This window comes from Streptomyces peucetius (assembly GCF_025854275.1).
GTDB lineage: Bacteria > Actinomycetota > Actinomycetes > Streptomycetales > Streptomycetaceae > Streptomyces > Streptomyces peucetius_A.
On the sequence record NZ_CP107567.1, the window covers coordinates 2,464,391 to 2,483,950 of the forward strand.

Consider the following 19,560-nt stretch of genomic DNA (forward strand, 5'->3'; position numbering starts at 1 on the left):
ACGGCCTTAACCACTCGTCCGCCACCAGATCTAAAGTGCTGCACGGATCCGGAGGCATAGACCACTAAGTTCAACTCTTGAAGAGATGATCGCGCAGTGCAGCCAAGATCGCACGGCCCTTACACAGAGGGTCACATGTCACCCCATGCCTCGAAGGCCAAAAGAGTGGCACTGAGTGCCACCCTTTGAGAGATGCAGTCGTCCGCATTTCGCTCATCTGAGCGGGACCCCTATCAGGGGTGGCGAGAATCACGCTCCTTCGAGCGCCCGAATCCCGTCATCCGGACGGCGCGCGACACGCTCCGCGAGAAGATCCGCCACCCTCCGGTTCCGGTGTGCGATGCCCGCTGACCCCTGGTCACTCGCCCGGGGTCAGCCGCCGGACGTGTCCAGCTCGGCGTCCGCACTCACGCCGGCGCAGTCGTACGGGTCCTTGAGCCAGCCGTCGGGGAGAACGACCCGGTTGTTCCCCGAGGTCCGCCCGCGCGGGCCGTCCGCGCCCACCGGCCACGACTGGTCCAGATCCAGCGCGCTCAACTGAGCGCCCAGCTCGTCCAGCGACGAGGTGACCGCCAGCTTCTTGCGCATCTCCGAACCGACCGCGAAGCCCTTCAGGTACCAGGCCACGTGCTTGCGGAAGTCGATGACCCCGCGCGACTCGTCGCCGATCCACTCCCCCAGCAGCGTCGCGTGCCGCAGCATCACGTCCGCGACCTCGCGCAGCGTCGGCCGCCCGTAGTCGCCCGGACGCCCCTCGAAGGCCGCCACCAAGTCGCCGAAGAGCCACGGCCGCCCCAGACAGCCGCGGCCCACGACCACACCGTCACAGCCCGTCTCGCGCATCATCCGCACGGCGTCGTCCGCCGACCAGATGTCGCCGTTGCCCAGCACGGGGATCTCCGGGACGTGCTCCTTGAGGCGGGCGATGGCGTCCCAGTCCGCCGTGCCGCCGTAGTGCTGGGCCGCGGTGCGTCCGTGCAGGGCGATGGCCGTGACACCCTCCTCGACGGCGATGCGGCCCGCGTCGAGGTAGGTGATGTGGTCGTCGTCGATGCCCTTGCGCATCTTCATGGTGACTGGCAGGTCACCGGCGTTCGTCACCGCTTCGCTGAGGATCGCCCGCAGCAGCGGCCGCTTGTACGGGAGGGCGGAGCCGCCGCCCTTGCGGGTGACCTTGGGGACCGGGCAGCCGAAGTTCAGGTCGATGTGGTCGGCCAGGCCCTCGTCCACGATCATGCGCACCGCCTTGCCGACGGTGACCGGGTCCACCCCGTAGAGCTGGATCGAGCGCGGAGTCTCGGTCTCGTCGAAGTGGATGAGCTGCATGGTCTTCTCGTTGCGCTCGACTAGCGCCCGGGTGGTGATCATCTCGCTGACGAACAGGCCCTTGCCGCCCGAGAACTCCCTGCACAGGGTGCGGAAGGGCGCGTTGGTGATGCCGGCCATGGGCGCGAGGACCACCGGCGGCTGCACGGTGTGCGGGCCGATCCGGAGCGTGTTCGTGGAGGCGGGGGCGAGCGTGGTCATTCGCCCATTGTCGCGCACTGCCGGAGCAGCCGACCGGGACGCCGGACCTCCGGTCCGTACGCAGTTCGCGCAGGGGTTCGCGCATGGACACGGGGCGCGGCACGGACGGGGCGAGCGGCACGAACCCGGTGCGCCGGTCCGGGCGCGGGACGCCGGTCCGGGCGCGGGAAGCCGGTCCGGGCGCGAGCAGGGGCCCGGACCGCGTGGTGCGGTCCGGGCCCCTGCGTACGGATCAGGCCTTGCCCTGGCTCTCCTGCGGCCCCACCGCGTCCTCGGTCTGCGGCTCGGTCTCCGACGTGGACCCGGCGCGCTCACGCATCTTGCGGAGCAGTTCCTGCTTCTGGTCGGCCGCCGCCTTGCGGTCGGCGTCGCGGGTGAGGCCGCCCGCCTGCTGTTCGGCGCGGGACGGCTTCTTGCGCTGTCCGCCGACACCGAGGAGGTTGTTCCGGCTCTTGGCCATGGGGTTCTCCCATCGTGGGTGAGAAGTGACTCGGGAAACGTCTGACGGGGGCGGGTGACCGCCGCCCTCTCACTCGTAGATCTGGAAGAACGAAGACATGGCCGTGACGGTATCGCCTCGGCGACGCGGTCGGCATCCGGTTTTCGGCTGCGGGCGCCCCGTCCTCACTCACTCATCCACTCACCGGCTCACCCACTCGAAAACTTTGACGGATGACAGATATTGCAATCTGTCATCCGTCATGCCATAGTCGTCAGTGTCACCCGACAACCACAATCTGGGAGATCCCGATGACCACCACCGCACCCGCTTTCCGCGCCCTCGGCTCCACCGGCCCGAGGGTCTTCCCGCTCGGCCTCGGCTGCATGGGCATGTCCGCTCTGTACGGCAGCGCCGACCGCGCCGAATCCGTCGCGACCGTCCACGCCGCGCTCGACGCGGGCGTCACGCTGCTCGACACGGGCGACTTCTACGGCATGGGACACAACGAGCTGTTGATCAACGAGGCGCTGCGCACCGCACCCGCGGCCGCTCGCGACCGGGCCCTGGTCAGCGTGAAGTTCGGTGCGCTGCGCACCGTCGAGGGCGGCTTCACCGGGATCGACGGCCGGCCCGCCGCGGTCAAGAACTTCGCCGCCTACAGCCTCCAGCGGCTCGGCACGGACCACATCGATGTCTATCGGCTCGCCCGCCTAGACCCCGACGTCCCCATCGAGGAGACGGTGGGCGCCATCGCCGAGCTGATCGAGGCGGGCCATGTCCGTCACATCGGCCTGTCGGAGGTCGGCGCGGAGACGATCCGCCGCGCGGCGTCCGTCGCCCCGATCGCCGACCTCCAGATCGAGTACTCCCTGATATCGCGCGGCATCGAGAAGGAGATCCTGCCCACCGTCCGCGAGCTCGGCATAGGCATCACCGCGTACGGGGTGCTGTCGCGCGGTCTGATCAGCGGCCACTTCTCCCGCGACCGAGAGCTCGGTCCCGGTGACTTCCGCGGTATGAGCCCCCGCTTCCAGGGCGACAATCTCCACCACAACCTGGATCTGGTCGACCGGCTGCGCGCCGTGGCCGACGACAAGGGGATCAGCGTCGCGCAGACCGCGATCGCCTGGGTGCTCTCGCGTGGTGAGGACATCGTGCCGCTGATCGGCGCCCGCAGCCGCACTCGTCTCGACGAGGCGCTCGGCGCCCTGGAGGTGACACTGACCGACGCCGACCTGGCAGCGATCGAGGACGCCGTTCCCGCCGACGCGGCGGCCGGCGAGCGTTACCCGGCAGCACAGATGGCCCACCTGGACAGCGAGAACTGAACCGCGCGGTACCGTCTCGGTGCCCCCTGTTCAGCGAAAGGCAGCCAGACGCCATGACGCCCGAAGCACTGACCCCCGAGCGCATCCTCGAAGCCACCGAGGACGTGCTGCGCCGGTACGGCCCGGCGAAGGCCACGGTCGTGGACGTGGCGCGGGCGCTGGGCGTGAGCCACGGCAGTGTCTACCGGCACTTCCGCACCAAGGCCGCGCTGCGGGAGGCGGTCACCGAGCGCTGGCTGCAGCGGACGGTGGACGAGCTGGCGGAGATCACCGGAGGATCGCAGCGGCCCGCGCCGGAGAAGCTGCGCCAGTGGCTGTCGGCGCTCTTCGAGGCGAAGCGGCGCAAGGCCGGTGCCGATCCCGAGCTGTTCGAGACCTTCGGTGTACTGATCGGCGGGAACAGCACCGTGGTCGAGGAGCACATCGCCGAGCTCGTCGGGCAGTTGAGCGAGATCGTCGAAGAGGGCGTGCAGGCACACGAGTTCGTGCCGGTGGAGCCCCAGGGAGCGGCGCGGGCGGTGTTCGACGCGACGACCCGCTTCCACGATCCGGCCTATGCGCCCGAGTGGTCGAAGCCCGGGATCGACGCCGAGTTCGCGGCGGTCGCGGATCTCTGTCTGCGCGGGCTCACGGCCCGGCCGGCCGACGAGTCCGCGGGCTGAAGGCGCCCGCCGACCGAAGGTAACCGCCGGCGGAGGCGAGGGTCCGCACGGGCCCCGAGGCACACGACCCCACGGCCCGCAGGGCCGTGCGGAAGCTCAGCCTTCCCCGGCCGTGGGGTCCACGGTCGCCTGGTGCTCCTGTGCCAGGTGCTCCTCGGCCTTGAGCCACGGCAGGAACTGCGCGCTCTTGCGCCAGTCGCAGGTTCCGCAGCTCAACTGCCGCTGGATCCCCGACTTCTCCACCCGTACCACGTGCTCCCGTCCGTGCTGGTCCCATCTGCGGACCTTGCTGGTCGTCATGGACGGCATCTGTGCCTCCTGTGGCTGACTGCCTGTGGGGATGCGCGCGGGCACCAGTGTGCACGAAGCCCCCGGTTCCGTACCCGGAACCGGGGGCTTCGAACGCGTCGGGCGCCAGGCGTCAGCAGCCCAGCAGACGGCTGCCCAAGTAGCCCTGGATCTGGTCGAGGGAGACACGCTCCTGCTTCATCGTGTCGCGCTCACGCACGGTCACCGCGTTGTCGTCGAGGGTGTCGAAGTCGACGGTCACACAGAACGGGGTGCCGATCTCGTCCTGGCGGCGGTAGCGGCGGCCGATGGCGCCCGCGTCGTCGAACTCGATGTTCCAGTTCTTGCGCAGGTCCGCGGCGAGACCCTTGGCCTTCGGCGAGAGCTGCGGGTTGCGGCTCAGCGGCAGGACGGCGACCTTCACCGGCGCGAGGCGCGGGTCGAGCCGCATCACGGTGCGCTTCTCCATGACGCCCTTGGCGTTCGGGGCCTCGTCCTCGTTGTACGCGTCGAGGAGGAAGGCGAGCATGGCGCGGCCGACACCGGCCGCCGGCTCGATGACGTACGGCGTCCAGCGCTCGCCGGCCTCCTGGTCGAAGTACGACAGGTCGGTGCCGGACGCCTTGGAGTGCGCGGAGAGGTCGTAGTCGGTGCGGTTGGCGACGCCCTCGAGCTCGCCCCACTCGCTGCCGCCGAACTGGAAGCGGTACTCGATGTCGGCGGTGCGCTTCGAGTAGTGGGAGAGCTTCTCCTGGGGGTGCTCGTACCAGCGCATGTTCTCCTCACGGAGACCCAGGTCGCGGTACCAGTTCCAGCGCTGGTCCATCCAGTACTGCTGCCACTCCTCGTCCTCGCCCGGCTTGACGAAGAACTCCATCTCCATCTGCTCGAACTCACGGGTGCGGAAGATGAAGTTGCCCGGAGTGATCTCGTTCCGGAAGGACTTGCCCATCTGCGCGATGCCGAACGGCGGCTTCTTGCGCGAGGTCTGCTGCACCTGGCCGAAGTTGGTGAAGATGCCCTGGGCGGTCTCGGGGCGCAGGTAGGCGACCGAGCCGGAGTCCTGGGTGGGGCCGAGGTGCGTGGCGAGCAGGCCGGAGAACTGCTTGGGCTCGGTGAAGGTGCCCTTGTTCCCGCAGTTCGGGCAGTTCAGGTCGGCGAGGCCGTTCTCCGGGAGACGGCCGTGCTTCTCCTCGTACGCCTCCTCCAGGTGGTCGGCGCGGAAGCGCTTGTGGCAGGAGGTGCACTCGGTGAGGGGGTCCGTGAAGGTCGCGACGTGACCGGAGGCCTCCCAGACCTCGGTCGCAAGGATCACCGACGAGTCGATACCGACGACGTCCTCGCGCGAGGTGACCATGTAGCGCCACCACTGGCGCTTGATGTTCTCCTTGAGCTCGACACCCAGCGGTCCGTAGTCCCAGGCGGCGCGCTGTCCGCCGTAGATCTCGCTGCAGGGGTAGACAAAGCCACGGCGCTTGCTCAGGTTGACGATCGTATCGATCTTGTCGGCGGCCACGGTGCTCTCTTCATTACGACGACGAACGGAGAATGACTCAGGTTACCGGCGGCGGCACCCCCCGGATCAAATCGGATCGTACGGAGGTGAGGGCCGGAGGTTTATTGACAATCGTTTCCGTTTTTGTTGAAAATGAGTGTCATGAACGTACGACGCCTCATACCCACCGCCGCCACCGCCGGAGCAGTCGCGCTCGGCCTCCTGGCCGTCTCCGCCTGCTCCACCTCCGACGCCGCCGGCGACGGAAACAGCGACGGCAAGCTGAAGGTCGCCGCATCGTTCTACCCCATGCAGTATCTCGCGGAGCAGATCGGTGGCGACAACGTCTCCGTCACCACGCTCACCAAGCCGGGCGTCGAGCCGCACGACCTGGAGCTCAAGCCCCGCCAGACCGCCGAGCTGAACGACGCCGGTCTGATCCTCTACCTCAAGGGCGTCCAGCCCGCCGTCGACAAGGCCATCGCCCAGACGAGCGTGAAGTACAAGGTGGACGCCACCACACTCACACAGCTCGAGAACTTCGACACCTCCGGCGGCCACGACCACGGTCACGAGGAAGCCGGGCACGAGGAGGCCGGGCACGAGGAGCACGAGGCCGAGGCCGGCGCCGACCCGCACATCTGGCTCGACCCGGTGAAGTACGCCGAGGTCGCCAAGGGCGTCGGCGCCCAGATGGAGAAGGCCGACCCGGACCACGCCGCGGACTACAAGAAGAACACCGACGCGCTGGTCGCGAAGCTCACAGCCCTCCACACCGACTTCGAGCAGGGCCTCAAGAACTCGGCCACGAAGACGTTCATCACCACCCACTCCGCGTTCGGCTACCTCGCCGAGCGCTACGGCTTGGAGCAGGAGGGCATCTCGGGCGTCGACCCCGAGTCCGAGCCCAGCCCGGCCCGTATCAAGGAGCTCCAGACGATCGCGAAGGAAGACAAGGTCACGACCGTCTTCTTCGAGACGCTGGCCAGCGACAAGACCGCGAAGACCCTCGCCAAGGACACCGGCCTGAAGACCGACGTCCTCGACCCGCTCGAGGGAATCACCGACCGGTCGAAGGGCGATGACTACATCGAGGTCATGCGCGCCAACTTGGCCGCCCTGCAGAAGGCCCTCGGCGCGAAGTGACGCAGTACCACCAGGAGAGGCGGCCCCCCATGAGCACCGAGCCGGTCATTTCCGTCCGCGGAGCCCGGGCGACGCTCGGCTCGCGCCCCGTCCTGCGCGGCATCGACCTCACCGTCGATCGCGGTGAGGTCGTCGCCCTGCTCGGCGCCAACGGCTCCGGCAAGTCCACCGCCGTGCGTTCCGTGATCGGCCAGGTGCCGCTCACCGACGGCCGGATCGACCTGTTCGGCACGGAGCTGCGCCGTTTCCGGCAGTGGGCGCGGGTCGGTTACGTCCCACAGCGCACGACCGCCGCGAGCGGTGTGCCCGCGACCATCCGCGAGGTCGTCGCCGCCGGCAGGCTCTCGCGGTCCCGCTTCGGCCTCCCCTCGCGCGGTGACAAGGCGGCCGTGCAGCGCGCCATCGAGCTGGTGGGCCTGGGCGACCGCGCCCGGGACTCCGTGAGCGCCCTGTCCGGCGGCCAGCACCAGCGCGTGCTGATCGCGCGGGCGCTCGCCGCCGAACCCGAGCTGCTGATCATGGACGAGCCGATGGCCGGTGTGGACCTGGCCAGCCAGGAGGTGCTGGCCGGGACGCTGCGCCGGCAGGTCGCCGCCGGTACGACGGTGCTCCTGGTGCTGCACGAGCTGGGCCCGCTGGAGCCGCTGATCGACCGCGCCGTGGTCCTGCGCGACGGCTGCGTCGTCCACGACGGGCCGCCCCCGGAGGCCGTCGGCCAGCACGCCCTGCCCGGCCACGACCACGTACATCCGCACGCGGCCGACGAGCCGCTCCGCACGGGACTGCTCACATGATCATGGAAATGCTCGAATCCGCGTTCATGCAGCGCGCACTGCTCGCGGCCCTGCTGGTCGGCATCACCGCCCCGGCCGTCGGCATCTACCTGGTGCAGCGCCGACAGGCCCTGATGGGCGACGGAATCGGCCATGTCGCGATGACGGGTGTGGGCCTCGGATTCCTGATGTCGACCAACCCCATCTGGATGGCGACGCTCGTCGCGGTCGTCGGCGCGGTGCTGATGGAACTCATCCGCATCTACGGCCGCACCCGTGGCGACATCGCGCTGGCGATGCTGTTCTACGGAGGCATGGCGGGCGGTGTCCTGCTGATCGAACTCTCGGACACCGGGTCTGCGGCCAACCTCACCACGTATTTGTTCGGCTCCCTCTCGACCGTCTCCGACCAGGACGTCGTCGCGATCATGCTGCTCGCGGCCTTCGTCGTACTGGTCTCGCTGGGCCTGCGGCGGCAGCTGTTCGCCGTCAGCCAGGACGAGGAGTTCGCCCGGGTCACGGGGCTACCGGTGCGGGCGCTGAACCTGCTGGTCGCCGTCACCGCGGCGGTCACGGTCAGCGTCGCCATGCGGGTGGTCGGCCTGCTGCTGGTGAGCGCCCTGATGGTGGTCCCGGTGGCCGCCGCCCAGCAGATCTCGCGCTCCTTCAAGGCGACGTACGCCTTGGCTGTCACCATCGGAGTGACGGTCGCCCTGGCCGGAACCACCACCTCCTACTACCAGGACGTGCCGCCGGGCGCGACCATCGTGATGCTCGCCATCGCCGTGTTCGTCGTGTTGACCACGCTGGCCGCGCCCCTGGCACGGCGGCGGGCGAAGGCGATGGAGGCGAGCGGCGCCGGCGGCGCGGTCGGAGCCGAGTGCACCGTCGACGTTCCGGGTACGCGAAGCCCGGGCGACGACGTCAAGGTCTGAGCCCGGCAGGGGCGCGCCCCTGCCGGAACGGGCCCGCGCGCGGGCCTGGCACAATGGCCCGACGTATGTGCGGGCGAAGCGAGGAGGCACCTGTGACCACGGCGCCAACCGGCGGGAACACCGCCCCGGTGCGAGGCCGGTCGACCCGGCAACGGGCCGCGGTGGCGGCGGCGCTCGACGAGGTCGACGAGTTCCGCAGCGCACAGGAGCTGCACGACATGCTCAAGCACCGCGGCGACTCGGTGGGCCTGACGACGGTCTACCGCACGCTGCAGTCGCTCGCCGACGCGGGCGAGGTCGACGTGCTGCGCACCAGCGAGGGCGAGTCGGTGTACCGGCGTTGCTCCACCGACGACCACCACCACCATCTGGTGTGCCGGATGTGCGGCAAGGCGGTCGAGGTCGAGGGCCCCGCGGTGGAGCAGTGGGCGGAGACGATCGCGGCACAGCACGGCTATGTGAACGTGGCGCACACGGTCGAGATCTTCGGCACCTGCGCGGAGTGCGCGGCGAAGGCCGGCTGACCGGTACTCGGTACGGCTGTGGCCCGCACCCCGGTCCGTCCGGGGTGCGGGCCACAGCCGTGCGCGGCCTGTGCAGCGGCCTCAGACATCGGACCGCGTGCGTTCAGGCCTTCCCCAGATGCGTCGTGAGCAGGGTCCGCAGCCGTTCGACAGCGGCCGTGTCCGCCGCACCGCGCTTGGGCAGGACCATCAGACCGACGCCGTGCTTGTCGCCGGTGAGGAGGACGAACACGTCGTCGGTCTCGGCGTAGCGCGAGTACATCCCCCACTTGCTGGTGGCGTCGCCGTCCCGGGACGTCAGCCGGATGCCGCCGTCGTCGACCACGGCACGGAACTCGCCCTGCCGGGCCGCCATCTGGTGCAGCTGACGCGCCTGGATCTGCGGCAGCAGATACAGGCAGCCGAAGGCGACGAGCCCGAGGCCCAGCAGGAACCACAGCCGCCAGGTCATCGCGTCCACCAGCACGAGCAGCGCGAAGCAGGAGATGCCCAGCCCGCCGGCGATGTGCAGCAGGCGTCGGGTGCGGCGTCCGGCGGGGGTGGCACGCATGCGGGCGCTCAGGGCGGACGCCATGTCACGGACGGTGGGCTCGTAGACGAGCACCACCGCCCCGCTGTCCTGCTGTGGCCGCCCCTCTTGTGTCATGGCCCCTCCCAGTGGCGGTGATGAGCCGTGATCGTAGCGACCGAAGACGACGTCCGGGCCGGACGGCCGCGCACACCGCGGGCCGGGCCGGGGGAAGGCCGGGTCAGACCGCCGGGCCCTCGGGGCGGCCGCGCATCGCCTCGAGCTCCTCGTTCGGGATCGCACCACCGAAGCGGCGGTCGCGCTGCGCGTACTCGAGGCAGGCGCGCCACAGGTCACGGCGGTCGAAGTCCGGCCACAGCACGTCCTGGAACACCATCTCAGCGTAACTGGACTGCCAGATCAGGTAGTTCGAGATGCGCTGCTCACCGCTGGGGCGCAGGAACAGGTCGACGTCCGGCATGTCCGGGTAGTAGAGGTACTTCTGGAACGTCTTCTCGTTGACCTTCGACGGGTCCAGCCTGCCCGCCGCCACATCGCGCGCGATGGCCTGCGCCGCGTCCGCGACCTCGGCCCGGCCGCCGTAGTTGACGCAGAAGTACAGGGTCATCGCATCGTTGTCGACCGTCTGCTCCTGGGCGACCTGGAGCTCCTGGACGACCGACTTCCACATCTTCGGCATGCGGCCGACCCAGCGGATCCGGATGCCGAGCTCGTTCATCTCGTCACGGCGGCGGCGGATGACGTCCCGGTTGAAGTTCATCAGGAAGCGCACCTCGTCGGGCGACCGCTTCCAGTTCTCGGTGGAGAAGGCGTAGAGGGACAGGTTCTTGACGCCCATCTCCAGGCAGCCCTTGAGCACGTCCAGCACGACACCCTCGCCGACCTTGTGGCCCTCGGTGCGGGGCAGGCCCCGCTCCTTGGCCCAGCGGCCGTTGCCGTCCATGACGCACGCCACGTGGTTCGGCACCAGCTCGGCCGGGATCCTGGGCGGACGAGCGCCGGAGGGGTGCGGCTCGGGGACCTTGTACTCGCGGCGGGACCGGCCCAGGATTCCGCGTCGTGCCATGCGGTTCACATCTCCTATTTCGCTACTTCTCTACGTACCTCAGGGAGCGCAGGCCGCGCTCCAGGTGCCAGTGCAGATAGGCGGACACCAGTCCGCTGCCCTCCCTGACATGGCGCGCCTCGCACGCGTCCGCCGTCGGCCAGTCGCCGGTCAGCAGCGCGCTGAGCAGCCCGATGGCCTCCGCAGAGGGTACGACGCTGCCGGGCACCCGGCAGTCGCCGCATATGACGCCGCCCGCGGCGACGGAGAAGAACCGGTTGGGCCCGGGAAGCCCGCAGCGGGCGCAGTCGTCGAAGCTGGGGGCGTAGCCGTTGACGGCGAGGGAGCGCAGCAGGAAGGCGTCGAGCACCAGGTTCGGCGCGTGCTCGCCCCGCGAGAGGGTGCGCAGCCCACCGACGAGCAGCAGATACTGCTGCACGGCCGGCTCGCCCTCGTGGTCGGTGAACCGCTCGGCGGTCTCCAGCATGGCGGTGCCGGCCGTGTAGCGGGCGTAATCGGTGACGATGCCGCCGCCGTACGGAGCAATGGTCTCCGACTGGGTGCACAGCGGCAGCCCGCGCCCCACCAGCTCGCTGCCGCGTGCGAAGAACTGCACGTCGACGTGGGAGAACGGCTCAAGCCTGGCCCCGAACTTCGACTTGGTCCGCCGCACCCCGCGCGCCACGGCGCGTACGCGGCCGTGACCGCGCGTGAGCAGGGTGATGACGCGGTCCGCCTCACCCAGCTTCTGGGTGCGCAGGACGACACCGTCGTCACGGAACAGGCTCATGGCCCCATTCTCCCGTACGAGCGGCGGCGTCCGGTCACGGGTTGCGCGGAAACCAGAGAATATACATGCGAAGCGATATACTGATACACGTTGCCATATACACAGGAGGTTACCCAGTGAGCCGCACCGTGATCGACCTTGACGACGAAGCCCTCGCTGCCGCTGCCATGGAGCTCGGCACCACCACCAAGCGCGACACCATCAACACCGCGCTTCGCGAGGTGACCGCACGGTACCGGCGACTGCGTGCGCTGGAGGATTCCCGCAAGCACGTCGCCGACGGTGGCGTGGACATCGACATCCTCCTGGACAAGCGCAAGTACCGGGGCGGCGCCCGGGACGACGAGCCCACCGAGTCACGAAAGAGCGCGTGAGTGAACGTCGCCGACTACCTCATCGACACCTCGGCACTGGCCCGTGTCATGCTCGGTCAAGTCGCCACCGAGTGGGACGGCAGGATCGGCGCCGGTCTCGTCGCGATCTGTGACTTCACCGAGCTGGAGGCTCTGTTCTCGGCCAAGTCGACCGCAGATCGCGAGCGGCTGAAGCGCAACCTCGACACCTACTACGCCTGGTGCCCGCTCCCGGACGGCGTCTACCGGCGGGCCCGCGTCGTCCAGGAGCTGCTCACCGCGAAGGGCGAGCATCGCAGCGCGGGCCCGGTCGATCTTCTCGTGGCCGCAGTCGCCGAGGAGGCGGGCCTCACACTGCTCCACTACGACCGGGACTTCGAGACCATCGCCCGCACCACAGGACAGCCGACCCGCATGATCGATCTCCGGAACTGACCGTCAGGGCAGTTCGCCCCGGCTGCGGGCGTTCACGTACGCCGTCGTCGCGCTGATCCGCTCGGCGGCGGTGGCCGGGCGCACGCTGTCCGGGGCGCACTCCCACTCCCGGCCGCCGCCGACGGGTCTGAGCGACAGGAACGGCCCCGCCTCGCCCATGAGCCGGCCCACGCGACCAGTACGGGTGTCGACGACGTACGAGCCGATCGGCGGGATCTGCGTCATGGGGCCTCGTCCAGACCCCTGGGCAGGGCGGCGGCGATCAGGCGGACCGTGTCGACGTTGCAGCGGCCCAATTCGACAAGCGGGCAGGGAACGTCCCGGGCGTACGAAGCGGGGTCGATACGCAGGGACGGGAGAGTGATCCCGGACCGTTTCAGAGCAACGCGCAATGTGTTCACGGCTTCCTCCGCCTCCGACATGCACGCCACGGGGTGACGCGGCGCCTTTTCGTTGCTCGACATGATTTCCCTTCCATGGTCCGCTTTACGAATCGCATTACGACGGTGACGCTCCGCGAGTACCCTGATCAAGGGTTTGCCCGCTACAACTGGGCAGCTGAGCAAGGGGGTTGATCCATGGCCAAAGCTCCACGTCAGGCGGCTTGGGAATTCTTCGGCGCCGAACTCAAACGGCGGCGGGAGGTCGCGGAACTCACCCAGGAGGAACTGGGCGCGCGGGTGTTCGTATCGGGCGGATACATCGGCCAGTTCGAACAGGCGATTAGGAAGCCGCAGTCGGATGTGGCACAGAGGATCGACGAGATACTGCAAACCGACGGTATTTTCGAGCGCATGTGCCGCAAGCTCGTCAATGACTCGCGGTACGCCGAGTACTTCGCCGCCGCGGCGGAGCTGGAGGCGCTGGCGATGCACATCTGCGAGTTCGAGCCGTCTGTGGTCCCAGGGCTCTTGCAGACTGGCGAATACGCCACCGCGGTGACCCTGGCGAGCAACTCGCTCGCACCCGCAGACTTCATCGAGGCGACAGTCAAGGCGCGGCTCGACCGCGCACAGATCATCGAGGCCGCTGAGCGGCCCACGTACTGGGGAATCCTGCACGAGACGGTGCTGCGTGTGCCGGTGGGCGGCCCGATCACCATGGCCCGCCAACTGGACCATGTGGCGGCGCTCAGCCGCGACCGGAAGGCACTCATCCAGGTGCTGCCGTACTCAGCGGGCGCCTACGCCCAGATGGGCAAGACGCTCAAGCTGATGGAGTTCGACGACGCACCGCCAACTGCCTATACAGAAGCCGTGTATTCGGGGAACCTGCTGGACGATCCGGCCCTGGTGAAGCGTGCACAGGCAACTTACGATCTGCTCAGGGCCGCCGCTCTGTCGCCGGAGGCGTCCCTGACCCTGATCGAATCGGCGGCGGAGGACTTCAGACGATGCGCGAGTACGACCTGAGCAGGGCCCGGTGGCGCAAGAGCTCGTACAGCGACGGGGACGGCGGCAACTGCCTCGAGATCGTCGACGACATCCCCGGCGTCGTGCCCGTGCGGGACAGCAAGGTCCCCGCCGGGCCCGTTCTCCTCGTCACCGCCGCCGCCTGGGACGCCTTCATCAAGCAGACCTTTAAGAGGGCATAAGTCCGCCTTATGAGGTCATAGGGCTGGGCCGAGTACTGACTTAGGCTTGCCTTTGTTTAGGGTTACCGGCGAGCCAGTTGTCGCCGCTCGAAGGGAACCTGTCATGCCCCGCCCCCTGCGGGTAGCCATCGTCGGAGCCGGCCCCGCCGGGATCTACGCCGCTGATGCGCTGCTGAAGTCCGAGGTGGCTGCTGCCGACCCCGGCGTGTCCATCGATCTCTTCGAGCGTATGCCCGCTCCCTTCGGCCTGATCCGTTACGGCGTCGCCCCCGACCACCCGCGGATCAAGGGCATCATCACGGCCCTGCACCAGGTGCTCGACAAGCCGCAGATCCGCCTCTTCGGCAATGTCGACTACGGCAACGACCTCAGCCTGGACGATCTCCGCACCTTCTACGACGCGGTAATCTTCTCGACCGGCGCGACCGCCGACCGGGCGCTCGACATACCCGGGATCGAGCTGGACGGCTCGTACGGCGCGGCCGACTTCGTTTCCTGGTACGACGGGCACCCGGACTGGCCCCGCACCTGGTCGCTGGAGGCGGAGAAGGTCGCCGTGCTCGGCGTCGGCAACGTCGCGCTCGACGTGGCGCGCATCCTCGCGAAGACGGCGGACGAGCTGCTGCCGACCGAGATCCCGCCGAACGTCCACGACGGCCTGAAGGCGAACAGGGCCAAGGAGATCCACGTCTTCGGGCGTCGCGGCCCCGCGCAGGCGAAGTTCAGCCCGATGGAGCTCCGCGAGCTGGACCACTCCCCCAACATCGAGGTCATCGTCGACCCCGAGGACATCGACTACGACGCCGGCTCGATCGAGACCCGCCGCGGGAACAAGCAGGCCGACATGGTCGCAAAGACCCTGGAGAACTGGGCGATCCGCGACGTCGGGACGCGGCCGCACAAGCTGTTCCTGCACTTCTTCGAGTCCCCGTCCGAGATCCTCGGCGAGGACGGCCGGGTCGTGGGCCTGCGCACCGAGCGCACCGCGCTCGACGGCACGGGCAACGTGAAGGGCACTGGCGAGTTCAAGGACTGGGACGTCCAGGCCGTCTACCGCGCCGTGGGCTACCTCTCCGACGAGCTGCCGAAGCTCCCCTGGGACGTCGCGACGGGCACGGTCCCCGACGAGGGCGGCCGTGTGCTGGAGGAGTCCGGCGAGCACCTGGACTCGACGTACGTCACCGGCTGGATCCGGCGCGGCCCGGTCGGTCTCATCGGCCACACCAAGGGTGACGCGAACGAGACGGTGTCCAACCTGCTCGCCGACCACGCGAACGGCCGCCTCCAGACCCCGGCCTCGCCCGAGCCGGAGGCGGTGGAAGCCTTCCTCACGGAGCGGAACGTCCGCTGGACGTCCTGGGAGGGCTGGTACAAGCTCGACGCCGCCGAGAAGGCGCTGGGCGAGCCTCAGGGCCGCGAGCGCGTGAAGATCGTCGAGCGCGAGGACATGCTCGAGGCGAGCGGCGCGTAAAGCCGATACGAGAGGGGCCCGGCGGCCGTGACCGCCGGGGCCCTCTCGTGTGTTCGTGGTGCGCGCCGAACCGGCCGGCGCGCCCGCTCAGCCCTCCCCGGGCGTCACCAGCCCCGATTCGTAGGCGATGATGACCAGTTGGGCCCGGTCGCGGGCGGCCAGCTTGCTCATGATGCGGCTGACGTGCGTCTTGGCCGTCAGCGGGCTCAGCCCCAGCGACTCGGCGATCTCGGTGTTGTTCATGCCGCGGGCGACCAGCGCGAGGACCTGGCGTTCGCGGTCCGTGAGGCCGTCCGGGCCGCCGGACCTGGGGAGTTGAGGAGCGGAGAGGACGCGCGCGATCAGTCGGGACGTCGGACCCGGCGAGAGAAGGGCCTCGCCGGCCGCGACCGTGCGGATCGCCGCCAGCAGGTCGGCCGGCTTGGTGTCCTTCACCAGGAACCCCGACGCGCCGGCCCGCAGCGCCTCCATGATGTGCTCGTCGGTGTCGTACGTGGTCAGGACGAGGACCTTGACGCCCGCGAGGTCGTCGTCCGCGGCGATGAGGCGGGTGGCCGCGATGCCGTCGAGTTCGGGCATGCGGATGTCCATGACCACCAGGTCGGCCCGTTCACTGCGGGCGAGTTCGACGGCCTCCGCGCCCGTGCCGGCCTGGCCGACGACCTCCATGTCACGGGCGGATTCCACCAGCATCGCGAACGCCGCCCGTACCAGGGTCTGGTCGTCGGCGAGCAGGACGCGGATCGGGTTCACGGCGTTCATACGGCGGCCTCCGACGGCTGCAGGGGCAAGGTCGCGGCGACTTCGAAACCGGGTACGTCCCCGCGCGGGCCGGCCGCCAGCGTGCCGCCCACGCTGCGCGCCCGCTCCCGCATCCCGAGGATGCCGAAGCCGGAGCCGTGGACCGGCGCCGGGGCGTTCCCGTCGTCGGTGACCTCGACCCGCAGGGCGTCCCCGTCGCGGACCACCGTCACCGTGATACGTACCCCCGACCCGCCGTGCCGCACCGCGTTCGTCAGCGACTCCTGCACGATCCGGTACGCGGCCGCCGCCACGGCGGGCGTCAGCGGCGCGTCCCCGGTGCGCAGGTTCAGCTCCGCGCCCGCCGTCCGTACCAGTTGCGGAAGCGCCGCGAGGTCCGGCAGCGGGCCGTCGCAGTCCGGGCCGTCGGCGCGCAGCACCTCGAGCGTCGTGCGCAGTTCGCCGCGCGCGGTACGGCAGGTCTCCGCGATGTCGTCCAGTGCCTTGGCGATCGCGGCCCGGTCGAGGCGGTCGGGGTCGACGCTCAGGACGTGGGAGGCGACGGAGGTCTGGACGCCGATGAGGGTGATGGAGTGCGCGAGGAGGTCGTGCAGATCGCGGGCGATCCGCAGCCGTTCCTCGGCGACACGGCGGGCTGCCTCCTCCTCACGGGTGCGCTCGGCCCGCTCGGCACGGCCCACCACGGAGGCGATGTAGCGGCGGTAGGTGCGTACGTCGACGCCGCAGACCAGTACGGCGAGGATCCAGCCGGAGGTGCGCAGCGACTCCAGGCCCTCGTGGGTGCCGACGTTGAACATGATCGTCAGGGTGACGCCGATGACGAGACAGCCGACGAAGAACGTGTACAGGGGGCGTGCGGTGACCGCCACGGTGTAGAGGGCGAGCAGGGACGCCGGTACGGGCGCGGCGTGGGTGTTGTCCAGCGCGTGGTACGGCCCGACGCAGGCCACCACGGCGAGGAGTACGGGCCCGGGGTACGCCCGCCGCCACACCAGGGGCACGACGCTTCCCGCGAGGAGCACCCACCCCAGGGCGTCCGGCCTGCGGCCGTGGTCGACGAGAAGCGCGAGCGCGAGGGAGAGGGCGCCGAAGGCCGCGGCGATGAAGGCGTCGTTGCGGGTGCGGTGGGGGACGGTGAGGGGGTCGCGGCTGATCGCGTCGATCACGCGCTCGCCGAAGCGGGGGCGGGTGGGGGCGAGTGTGTGCGGCACGGGTCCATCCTGAGCCAGTAGTTGCATTTCCCCCACCCCGCCCTTCCCCGCTGTGGGAAGGGCGGGGTCGGGGGCGGGGCCCCGCGGGCTACGGGCGGCGGCTGAGCCGGCCGGGCCACCACACGCGTCGTCCCAGCAGCAGACTCGCCGACGTCACCAGGTACGTACGCACCAGGAAGGTGTCCAGCAGCACGCCCACCGCCACCAGGAAGCCCATCTCGAAGAGCGGCACCAGCGGCAGGTTCATCAGGACGGTGAACGTGGCGGCGAGCACGATGCCCGCCGAGGCGATCACGCCGCCGGTCGTGCGCAGCGCGGTGAGCGCCGCCGCCGCGGGCTCCGCGCCCGCCAGGGCCTCCTCGCGCATCCGATGCATCAGGAAGATGCCGTAGTCGACGCCGAGGGCGACGAGGAAGACGAAGGAGAGCAGCGGCATGCTCGGGTCGAGCCCTTCGAAGCCGAAGACCGGTTCGAAGAGGAGTCCGCCGAGCCCCATGACGGCTCCCCACACGGCCACCACGGCGGCGGTGAGCATCAGCGGTGCGACGATGCTGCGCAGCAGGACCATGAGGATCAGCAGCACCGCGGCGAGCACGAGCGGGATCACGATCTTCTGATCACGGGCGTTGGTGTCGGCCAGATCCATTTGCTGGGCGCTCGGCCCGCCGACGTGGCTGCCTTCGAGGCCGGCGCGCAGTGCCTTGATGGTGGCGCTCTCGCCCGCCGTCTCCGGCGCGTCCTTCGCGAAGACGGTGATCTCGGTCCAGCCGCCGCCGGAGCGGCCGGCTCGCGCCGAAGCCACGCCTTCGGTGCCCTGTGCCTCGGCCAGGGCCTCGGCGGCGCGGCCGGTGGGTGTGACGACGGTGATGGGCTGGGTGCCCTGTCCCGGGTAGGCCTCGGTGAGGACCTTCATCGCGGCCACGGACTCGGGCTGCTGCGTGAAGCTGTCCTCCTGTGCGAGGTTGCCGGGCAGGTTGAACGCGCCGAGGGCGAGCGCGCCGAGCAGCAGCACACCGGAGACGAGGACGGCGGCCGGACGGCGGCCGGCGGAGCTGCCCATGGCGGCGAAGACCGAGCGGCGCTGCTTGGGCTCGGAACCGTACGCGGGCACCAGCGGCCAGAAGACGCGGCGCCCGAGCAGCACGAGCACGGCGGGCAGCAGGGTCAGCATGGCGGCCAGGGCGCACACGACGCCGACGGCGCCGACCGGTCCGAGGCCGCTGGCGCTGTTCAGGTCGGCGGCGAGCAGGCACAGCAGGCCCGCCGCGACCGTGCCCGACGAGGCGAGGACGGCGGGGCCGCAGCCGCGCAGGGCGGCGAGCATGGCGTCGTACGGCCGCTCGATGCGCCGCAGTTCCTCGCGGTAGCGGGCGACGAGCAGCAGGGCGTAGTCGGTGCCCGCGCCGAAGACCAGGACGGTCATGACGGCGGCGCTCTGACTGGTGACGGTCAGGTCGAAGCCCTGGATGAGCCCGTAGACGAGTGCCTGCGAGGCGACGGCGGCGGCGCCGACGACGGTGAGGGGCACGAGCCACAGGAAGGGGCTGCGGTAGGTGAGGATCAGCAGCACGGCGACGACGAGGACGGTCGCCAGCATGAGCGTGCCGTCGATGGTCTCGAAGACCTTCTCCATGTCGGTCATCAGGGCGCCGGGCCCGCCGAGGGCGGCGTCGAGCCCTTCGACGGGTGCGGCGTCCAGCCGTTCCCGCACGTCGTCGACGAGGGCGATGCGCGCGTCGTTGTCGGTGCCGGGCTCGGTGGTCGACATCGGGTACATCAGGGTGGTGCCGTCCTCGGACGGGATGCCCTGCGGCGGGGGGCCGTCGAACGCGTGGGCGCCGGTGATCAGGTCGATCTGCTCCTGCGCGTGGGAGCGGTCGGCGGCGGTGAGGCCGCCGTCCCGGTGGTAGACGACGACCAGTTCCGTCGACTCCCCGCCGGGGAGGGCCTGTTCGATCCTGGCGACCTGTGTGGAGTCGGCACTCGCCGGCAGGTAGTCGACGACGTTGTCCCGCTGGGCGTCGGCGAGTTGGCCGGCGAAGGGCAGGGCGAGCGCGATGACCGCGGCCCACAGTGCCACCACGGCCCACGGCACGGCACGCCGACCGCCCGGGCGGGCGGGTGGCTTCGCCGGTGGTGTCTCGCGTGCGGTCAGTACGGGCCCCATGGGCGTCTCCCCTTCGTACGGGCGTCCGGTGACTGGATGCGTCACCAGCGTCCCGTCGCGGGGAGGCGGATTCGTCGCGCGCG

At 69.9% G+C, this 19,560-nt stretch carries 23 protein-coding genes; 11 read left to right on the forward strand and 12 right to left on the reverse strand.

The window, feature by feature from the left end:
• Positions 1-372 precede the first annotated feature (372 nt).
• Together dusB and OGH68_RS11340 are read right to left on the reverse strand one after the other, a co-directional pair.
• Positions 373-1,527 carry a tRNA dihydrouridine synthase DusB gene (gene dusB / locus OGH68_RS11335; protein ID WP_264243253.1) on the reverse strand — a complete coding sequence of 385 codons (1,155 nt, stop codon included), beginning with the start codon at positions 1,525-1,527 and terminating at the stop codon, positions 373-375.
• Between the two features lie 232 nt (positions 1,528-1,759).
• Positions 1,760-1,987, reverse strand: a complete 228-nt coding sequence (locus tag OGH68_RS11340; RefSeq protein ID WP_264243254.1) for a DUF6243 family protein — start codon at positions 1,985-1,987, stop codon at positions 1,760-1,762.
• Between the two features lie 290 nt (positions 1,988-2,277).
• Between OGH68_RS11340 and OGH68_RS11345 the strand changes: the two genes are divergently transcribed.
• Together OGH68_RS11345 and OGH68_RS11350 are read left to right on the forward strand one after the other, a co-directional pair.
• Complete coding sequence (locus tag OGH68_RS11345) at positions 2,278-3,297, forward strand: aldo/keto reductase (RefSeq protein WP_264243255.1); 1,020 nt, start codon at positions 2,278-2,280, stop codon at positions 3,295-3,297.
• Positions 3,298-3,350: 53 nt separating this feature from the next.
• Positions 3,351-3,959, forward strand: coding sequence for a TetR family transcriptional regulator (locus OGH68_RS11350; RefSeq protein ID WP_264243256.1), 609 nt, complete (start codon positions 3,351-3,353; stop codon positions 3,957-3,959).
• A 96-nt stretch (positions 3,960-4,055) separates the two neighbouring features.
• Here the strand turns inward: OGH68_RS11350 and OGH68_RS11355 are convergent, their stop codons facing one another.
• Together OGH68_RS11355 and OGH68_RS11360 are read right to left on the reverse strand one after the other, a co-directional pair.
• On the reverse strand, positions 4,056-4,268 hold the full coding sequence (locus tag OGH68_RS11355) for a hypothetical protein (protein ID WP_264243257.1): 213 nt from the start codon (positions 4,266-4,268) through the stop codon (positions 4,056-4,058).
• Positions 4,269-4,380: 112 nt separating this feature from the next.
• Complete coding sequence (locus OGH68_RS11360) at positions 4,381-5,763, reverse strand: glycine--tRNA ligase (protein ID WP_264243258.1); 1,383 nt, start codon at positions 5,761-5,763, stop codon at positions 4,381-4,383.
• A gap of 141 nt (positions 5,764-5,904) precedes the next feature.
• Between OGH68_RS11360 and OGH68_RS11365 the strand changes: the two genes are divergently transcribed.
• The 4 genes from OGH68_RS11365 to OGH68_RS11380 all read left to right on the forward strand — a co-directional run bounded on the left by OGH68_RS11365 (position 5,905) and on the right by OGH68_RS11380 (position 9,120).
• A complete protein-coding gene (locus tag OGH68_RS11365) occupies positions 5,905-6,888 on the forward strand; it encodes a metal ABC transporter substrate-binding protein (protein ID WP_264243259.1) in 984 nt (327 codons plus the stop codon).
• Positions 6,889-6,917: 29 nt separating this feature from the next.
• Entirely contained in the window at positions 6,918-7,682 is a 765-nt protein-coding gene (locus OGH68_RS11370; protein ID WP_264243260.1) for a metal ABC transporter ATP-binding protein, read from the forward strand.
• Positions 7,679-8,596 (forward strand): metal ABC transporter permease, encoded by a 918-nt coding sequence (locus OGH68_RS11375; protein ID WP_413470968.1) that lies wholly within the window; start codon positions 7,679-7,681, stop codon positions 8,594-8,596. The genes OGH68_RS11370 and OGH68_RS11375 overlap by 4 nt, the downstream gene beginning before the upstream one ends.
• Before the next feature lie 92 nt (positions 8,597-8,688).
• Positions 8,689-9,120 (forward strand): Fur family transcriptional regulator, encoded by a 432-nt coding sequence (locus tag OGH68_RS11380; protein ID WP_100107081.1) that lies wholly within the window; start codon positions 8,689-8,691, stop codon positions 9,118-9,120.
• A 103-nt stretch (positions 9,121-9,223) separates the two neighbouring features.
• On the opposite strand, the gene OGH68_RS11385 is transcribed toward OGH68_RS11380, so the two are convergent.
• The 3 genes from OGH68_RS11385 to recO all read right to left on the reverse strand — a co-directional run bounded on the left by OGH68_RS11385 (position 9,224) and on the right by recO (position 11,484).
• Positions 9,224-9,766 (reverse strand): YcxB family protein, encoded by a 543-nt coding sequence (locus OGH68_RS11385; RefSeq protein ID WP_264243261.1) that lies wholly within the window; start codon positions 9,764-9,766, stop codon positions 9,224-9,226.
• Between the two features lie 103 nt (positions 9,767-9,869).
• Positions 9,870-10,715 carry an isoprenyl transferase gene (locus OGH68_RS11390; RefSeq protein ID WP_264243262.1) on the reverse strand — a complete coding sequence of 282 codons (846 nt, stop codon included), beginning with the start codon at positions 10,713-10,715 and terminating at the stop codon, positions 9,870-9,872.
• 22 nt (positions 10,716-10,737) lie between these two features.
• A complete protein-coding gene (recO, locus tag OGH68_RS11395) occupies positions 10,738-11,484 on the reverse strand; it encodes a DNA repair protein RecO (protein ID WP_264243263.1) in 747 nt (248 codons plus the stop codon).
• Between the two features lie 116 nt (positions 11,485-11,600).
• Between recO and OGH68_RS11400 the strand changes: the two genes are divergently transcribed.
• Entirely contained in the window at positions 11,601-11,858 is a 258-nt protein-coding gene (locus OGH68_RS11400) for a type II toxin-antitoxin system VapB family antitoxin (protein ID WP_264243264.1), read from the forward strand.
• Positions 11,859-12,272 (forward strand): PIN domain nuclease, encoded by a 414-nt coding sequence (locus tag OGH68_RS11405; RefSeq protein ID WP_264243265.1) that lies wholly within the window; start codon positions 11,859-11,861, stop codon positions 12,270-12,272. It begins immediately after the preceding gene.
• 3 nt (positions 12,273-12,275) lie between these two features.
• Here OGH68_RS11405 and OGH68_RS11410 read toward each other — a convergent pair whose 3' ends face one another.
• Entirely contained in the window at positions 12,276-12,497 is a 222-nt protein-coding gene (locus OGH68_RS11410) for a hypothetical protein (protein WP_264243266.1), read from the reverse strand.
• A complete protein-coding gene (locus OGH68_RS11415) occupies positions 12,494-12,736 on the reverse strand; it encodes a hypothetical protein (protein WP_264243267.1) in 243 nt (80 codons plus the stop codon). Before OGH68_RS11415 ends, OGH68_RS11410 begins: the two co-directional genes overlap by 4 nt.
• Before the next feature lie 114 nt (positions 12,737-12,850).
• Between OGH68_RS11415 and OGH68_RS11420 the strand changes: the two genes are divergently transcribed.
• The 3 genes from OGH68_RS11420 (at position 12,851) to OGH68_RS11430 (ending at position 15,337) form a co-directional block, all read left to right on the forward strand.
• The gene (locus tag OGH68_RS11420) at positions 12,851-13,684 is read left to right on the forward strand and encodes a helix-turn-helix domain-containing protein (RefSeq protein WP_264243268.1); all 834 of its coding nucleotides are present in this window, start codon (positions 12,851-12,853) and stop codon (positions 13,682-13,684) included.
• Positions 13,666-13,866, forward strand: a complete 201-nt coding sequence (locus OGH68_RS11425; RefSeq protein ID WP_264243269.1) for a DUF397 domain-containing protein — start codon at positions 13,666-13,668, stop codon at positions 13,864-13,866. Before OGH68_RS11420 ends, OGH68_RS11425 begins: the two co-directional genes overlap by 19 nt.
• 103 nt (positions 13,867-13,969) lie before the next feature.
• Complete coding sequence (locus tag OGH68_RS11430; protein ID WP_264243270.1) at positions 13,970-15,337, forward strand: FAD-dependent oxidoreductase; 1,368 nt, start codon at positions 13,970-13,972, stop codon at positions 15,335-15,337.
• 87 nt (positions 15,338-15,424) lie between these two features.
• Here OGH68_RS11430 and OGH68_RS11435 read toward each other — a convergent pair whose 3' ends face one another.
• The 3 genes from OGH68_RS11435 to OGH68_RS11445 all read right to left on the reverse strand — a co-directional run bounded on the left by OGH68_RS11435 (position 15,425) and on the right by OGH68_RS11445 (position 19,477).
• Positions 15,425-16,099, reverse strand: coding sequence for a response regulator (locus OGH68_RS11435; RefSeq protein WP_264243271.1), 675 nt, complete (start codon positions 16,097-16,099; stop codon positions 15,425-15,427).
• Positions 16,096-17,337, reverse strand: coding sequence for a sensor histidine kinase (locus OGH68_RS11440; RefSeq protein ID WP_264243272.1), 1,242 nt, complete (start codon positions 17,335-17,337; stop codon positions 16,096-16,098). The genes OGH68_RS11435 and OGH68_RS11440 overlap by 4 nt, the downstream gene beginning before the upstream one ends.
• Positions 17,338-17,398: 61 nt before the next feature.
• Positions 17,399-19,477, reverse strand: coding sequence for an MMPL family transporter (locus OGH68_RS11445; RefSeq protein ID WP_264243273.1), 2,079 nt, complete (start codon positions 19,475-19,477; stop codon positions 17,399-17,401).
• Positions 19,478-19,560 lie beyond the last annotated feature (83 nt).

Excerpts from the sequence above, each read along its gene's own strand:
- OGH68_RS11370 (WP_264243260.1), top strand. The coding sequence starts at position 6,918 with ATGAGCACCGAGCCGGTCATTTCCGTCCGCGGAGCCCGGGCGACGCTC.
- OGH68_RS11440 (WP_264243272.1), bottom strand. The coding sequence starts at position 17,337 with ATGCAACTACTGGCTCAGGATGGACCCGTGCCGCACACACTCGCCCCC.
- OGH68_RS11375 (WP_413470968.1), top strand. The coding sequence starts at position 7,679 with ATGATCATGGAAATGCTCGAATCCGCGTTCATGCAGCGCGCACTGCTC.
- recO (WP_264243263.1), bottom strand. The coding sequence starts at position 11,484 with ATGAGCCTGTTCCGTGACGACGGTGTCGTCCTGCGCACCCAGAAGCTG.
- OGH68_RS11355 (WP_264243257.1), bottom strand. The coding sequence starts at position 4,268 with ATGCCGTCCATGACGACCAGCAAGGTCCGCAGATGGGACCAGCACGGA.
- OGH68_RS11420 (WP_264243268.1), top strand. The coding sequence starts at position 12,851 with ATGGCCAAAGCTCCACGTCAGGCGGCTTGGGAATTCTTCGGCGCCGAA.
- OGH68_RS11345 (WP_264243255.1), top strand. The coding sequence starts at position 2,278 with ATGACCACCACCGCACCCGCTTTCCGCGCCCTCGGCTCCACCGGCCCG.
- OGH68_RS11425 (WP_264243269.1), top strand. The coding sequence starts at position 13,666 with ATGCGCGAGTACGACCTGAGCAGGGCCCGGTGGCGCAAGAGCTCGTAC.
- OGH68_RS11410 (WP_264243266.1), bottom strand. The coding sequence starts at position 12,497 with ATGACGCAGATCCCGCCGATCGGCTCGTACGTCGTCGACACCCGTACT.
- dusB (WP_264243253.1), bottom strand. The coding sequence starts at position 1,527 with ATGACCACGCTCGCCCCCGCCTCCACGAACACGCTCCGGATCGGCCCG.
- OGH68_RS11445 (WP_264243273.1), bottom strand. The coding sequence starts at position 19,477 with ATGGGGCCCGTACTGACCGCACGCGAGACACCACCGGCGAAGCCACCC.
- OGH68_RS11435 (WP_264243271.1), bottom strand. The coding sequence starts at position 16,099 with ATGAACGCCGTGAACCCGATCCGCGTCCTGCTCGCCGACGACCAGACC.
- OGH68_RS11365 (WP_264243259.1), top strand. The coding sequence starts at position 5,905 with ATGAACGTACGACGCCTCATACCCACCGCCGCCACCGCCGGAGCAGTC.
- OGH68_RS11385 (WP_264243261.1), bottom strand. The coding sequence starts at position 9,766 with ATGACACAAGAGGGGCGGCCACAGCAGGACAGCGGGGCGGTGGTGCTC.
- OGH68_RS11430 (WP_264243270.1), top strand. The coding sequence starts at position 13,970 with ATGCCCCGCCCCCTGCGGGTAGCCATCGTCGGAGCCGGCCCCGCCGGG.
- OGH68_RS11415 (WP_264243267.1), bottom strand. The coding sequence starts at position 12,736 with ATGTCGAGCAACGAAAAGGCGCCGCGTCACCCCGTGGCGTGCATGTCG.
- OGH68_RS11340 (WP_264243254.1), bottom strand. The coding sequence starts at position 1,987 with ATGGCCAAGAGCCGGAACAACCTCCTCGGTGTCGGCGGACAGCGCAAG.
- OGH68_RS11390 (WP_264243262.1), bottom strand. The coding sequence starts at position 10,715 with ATGGCACGACGCGGAATCCTGGGCCGGTCCCGCCGCGAGTACAAGGTC.
- OGH68_RS11350 (WP_264243256.1), top strand. The coding sequence starts at position 3,351 with ATGACGCCCGAAGCACTGACCCCCGAGCGCATCCTCGAAGCCACCGAG.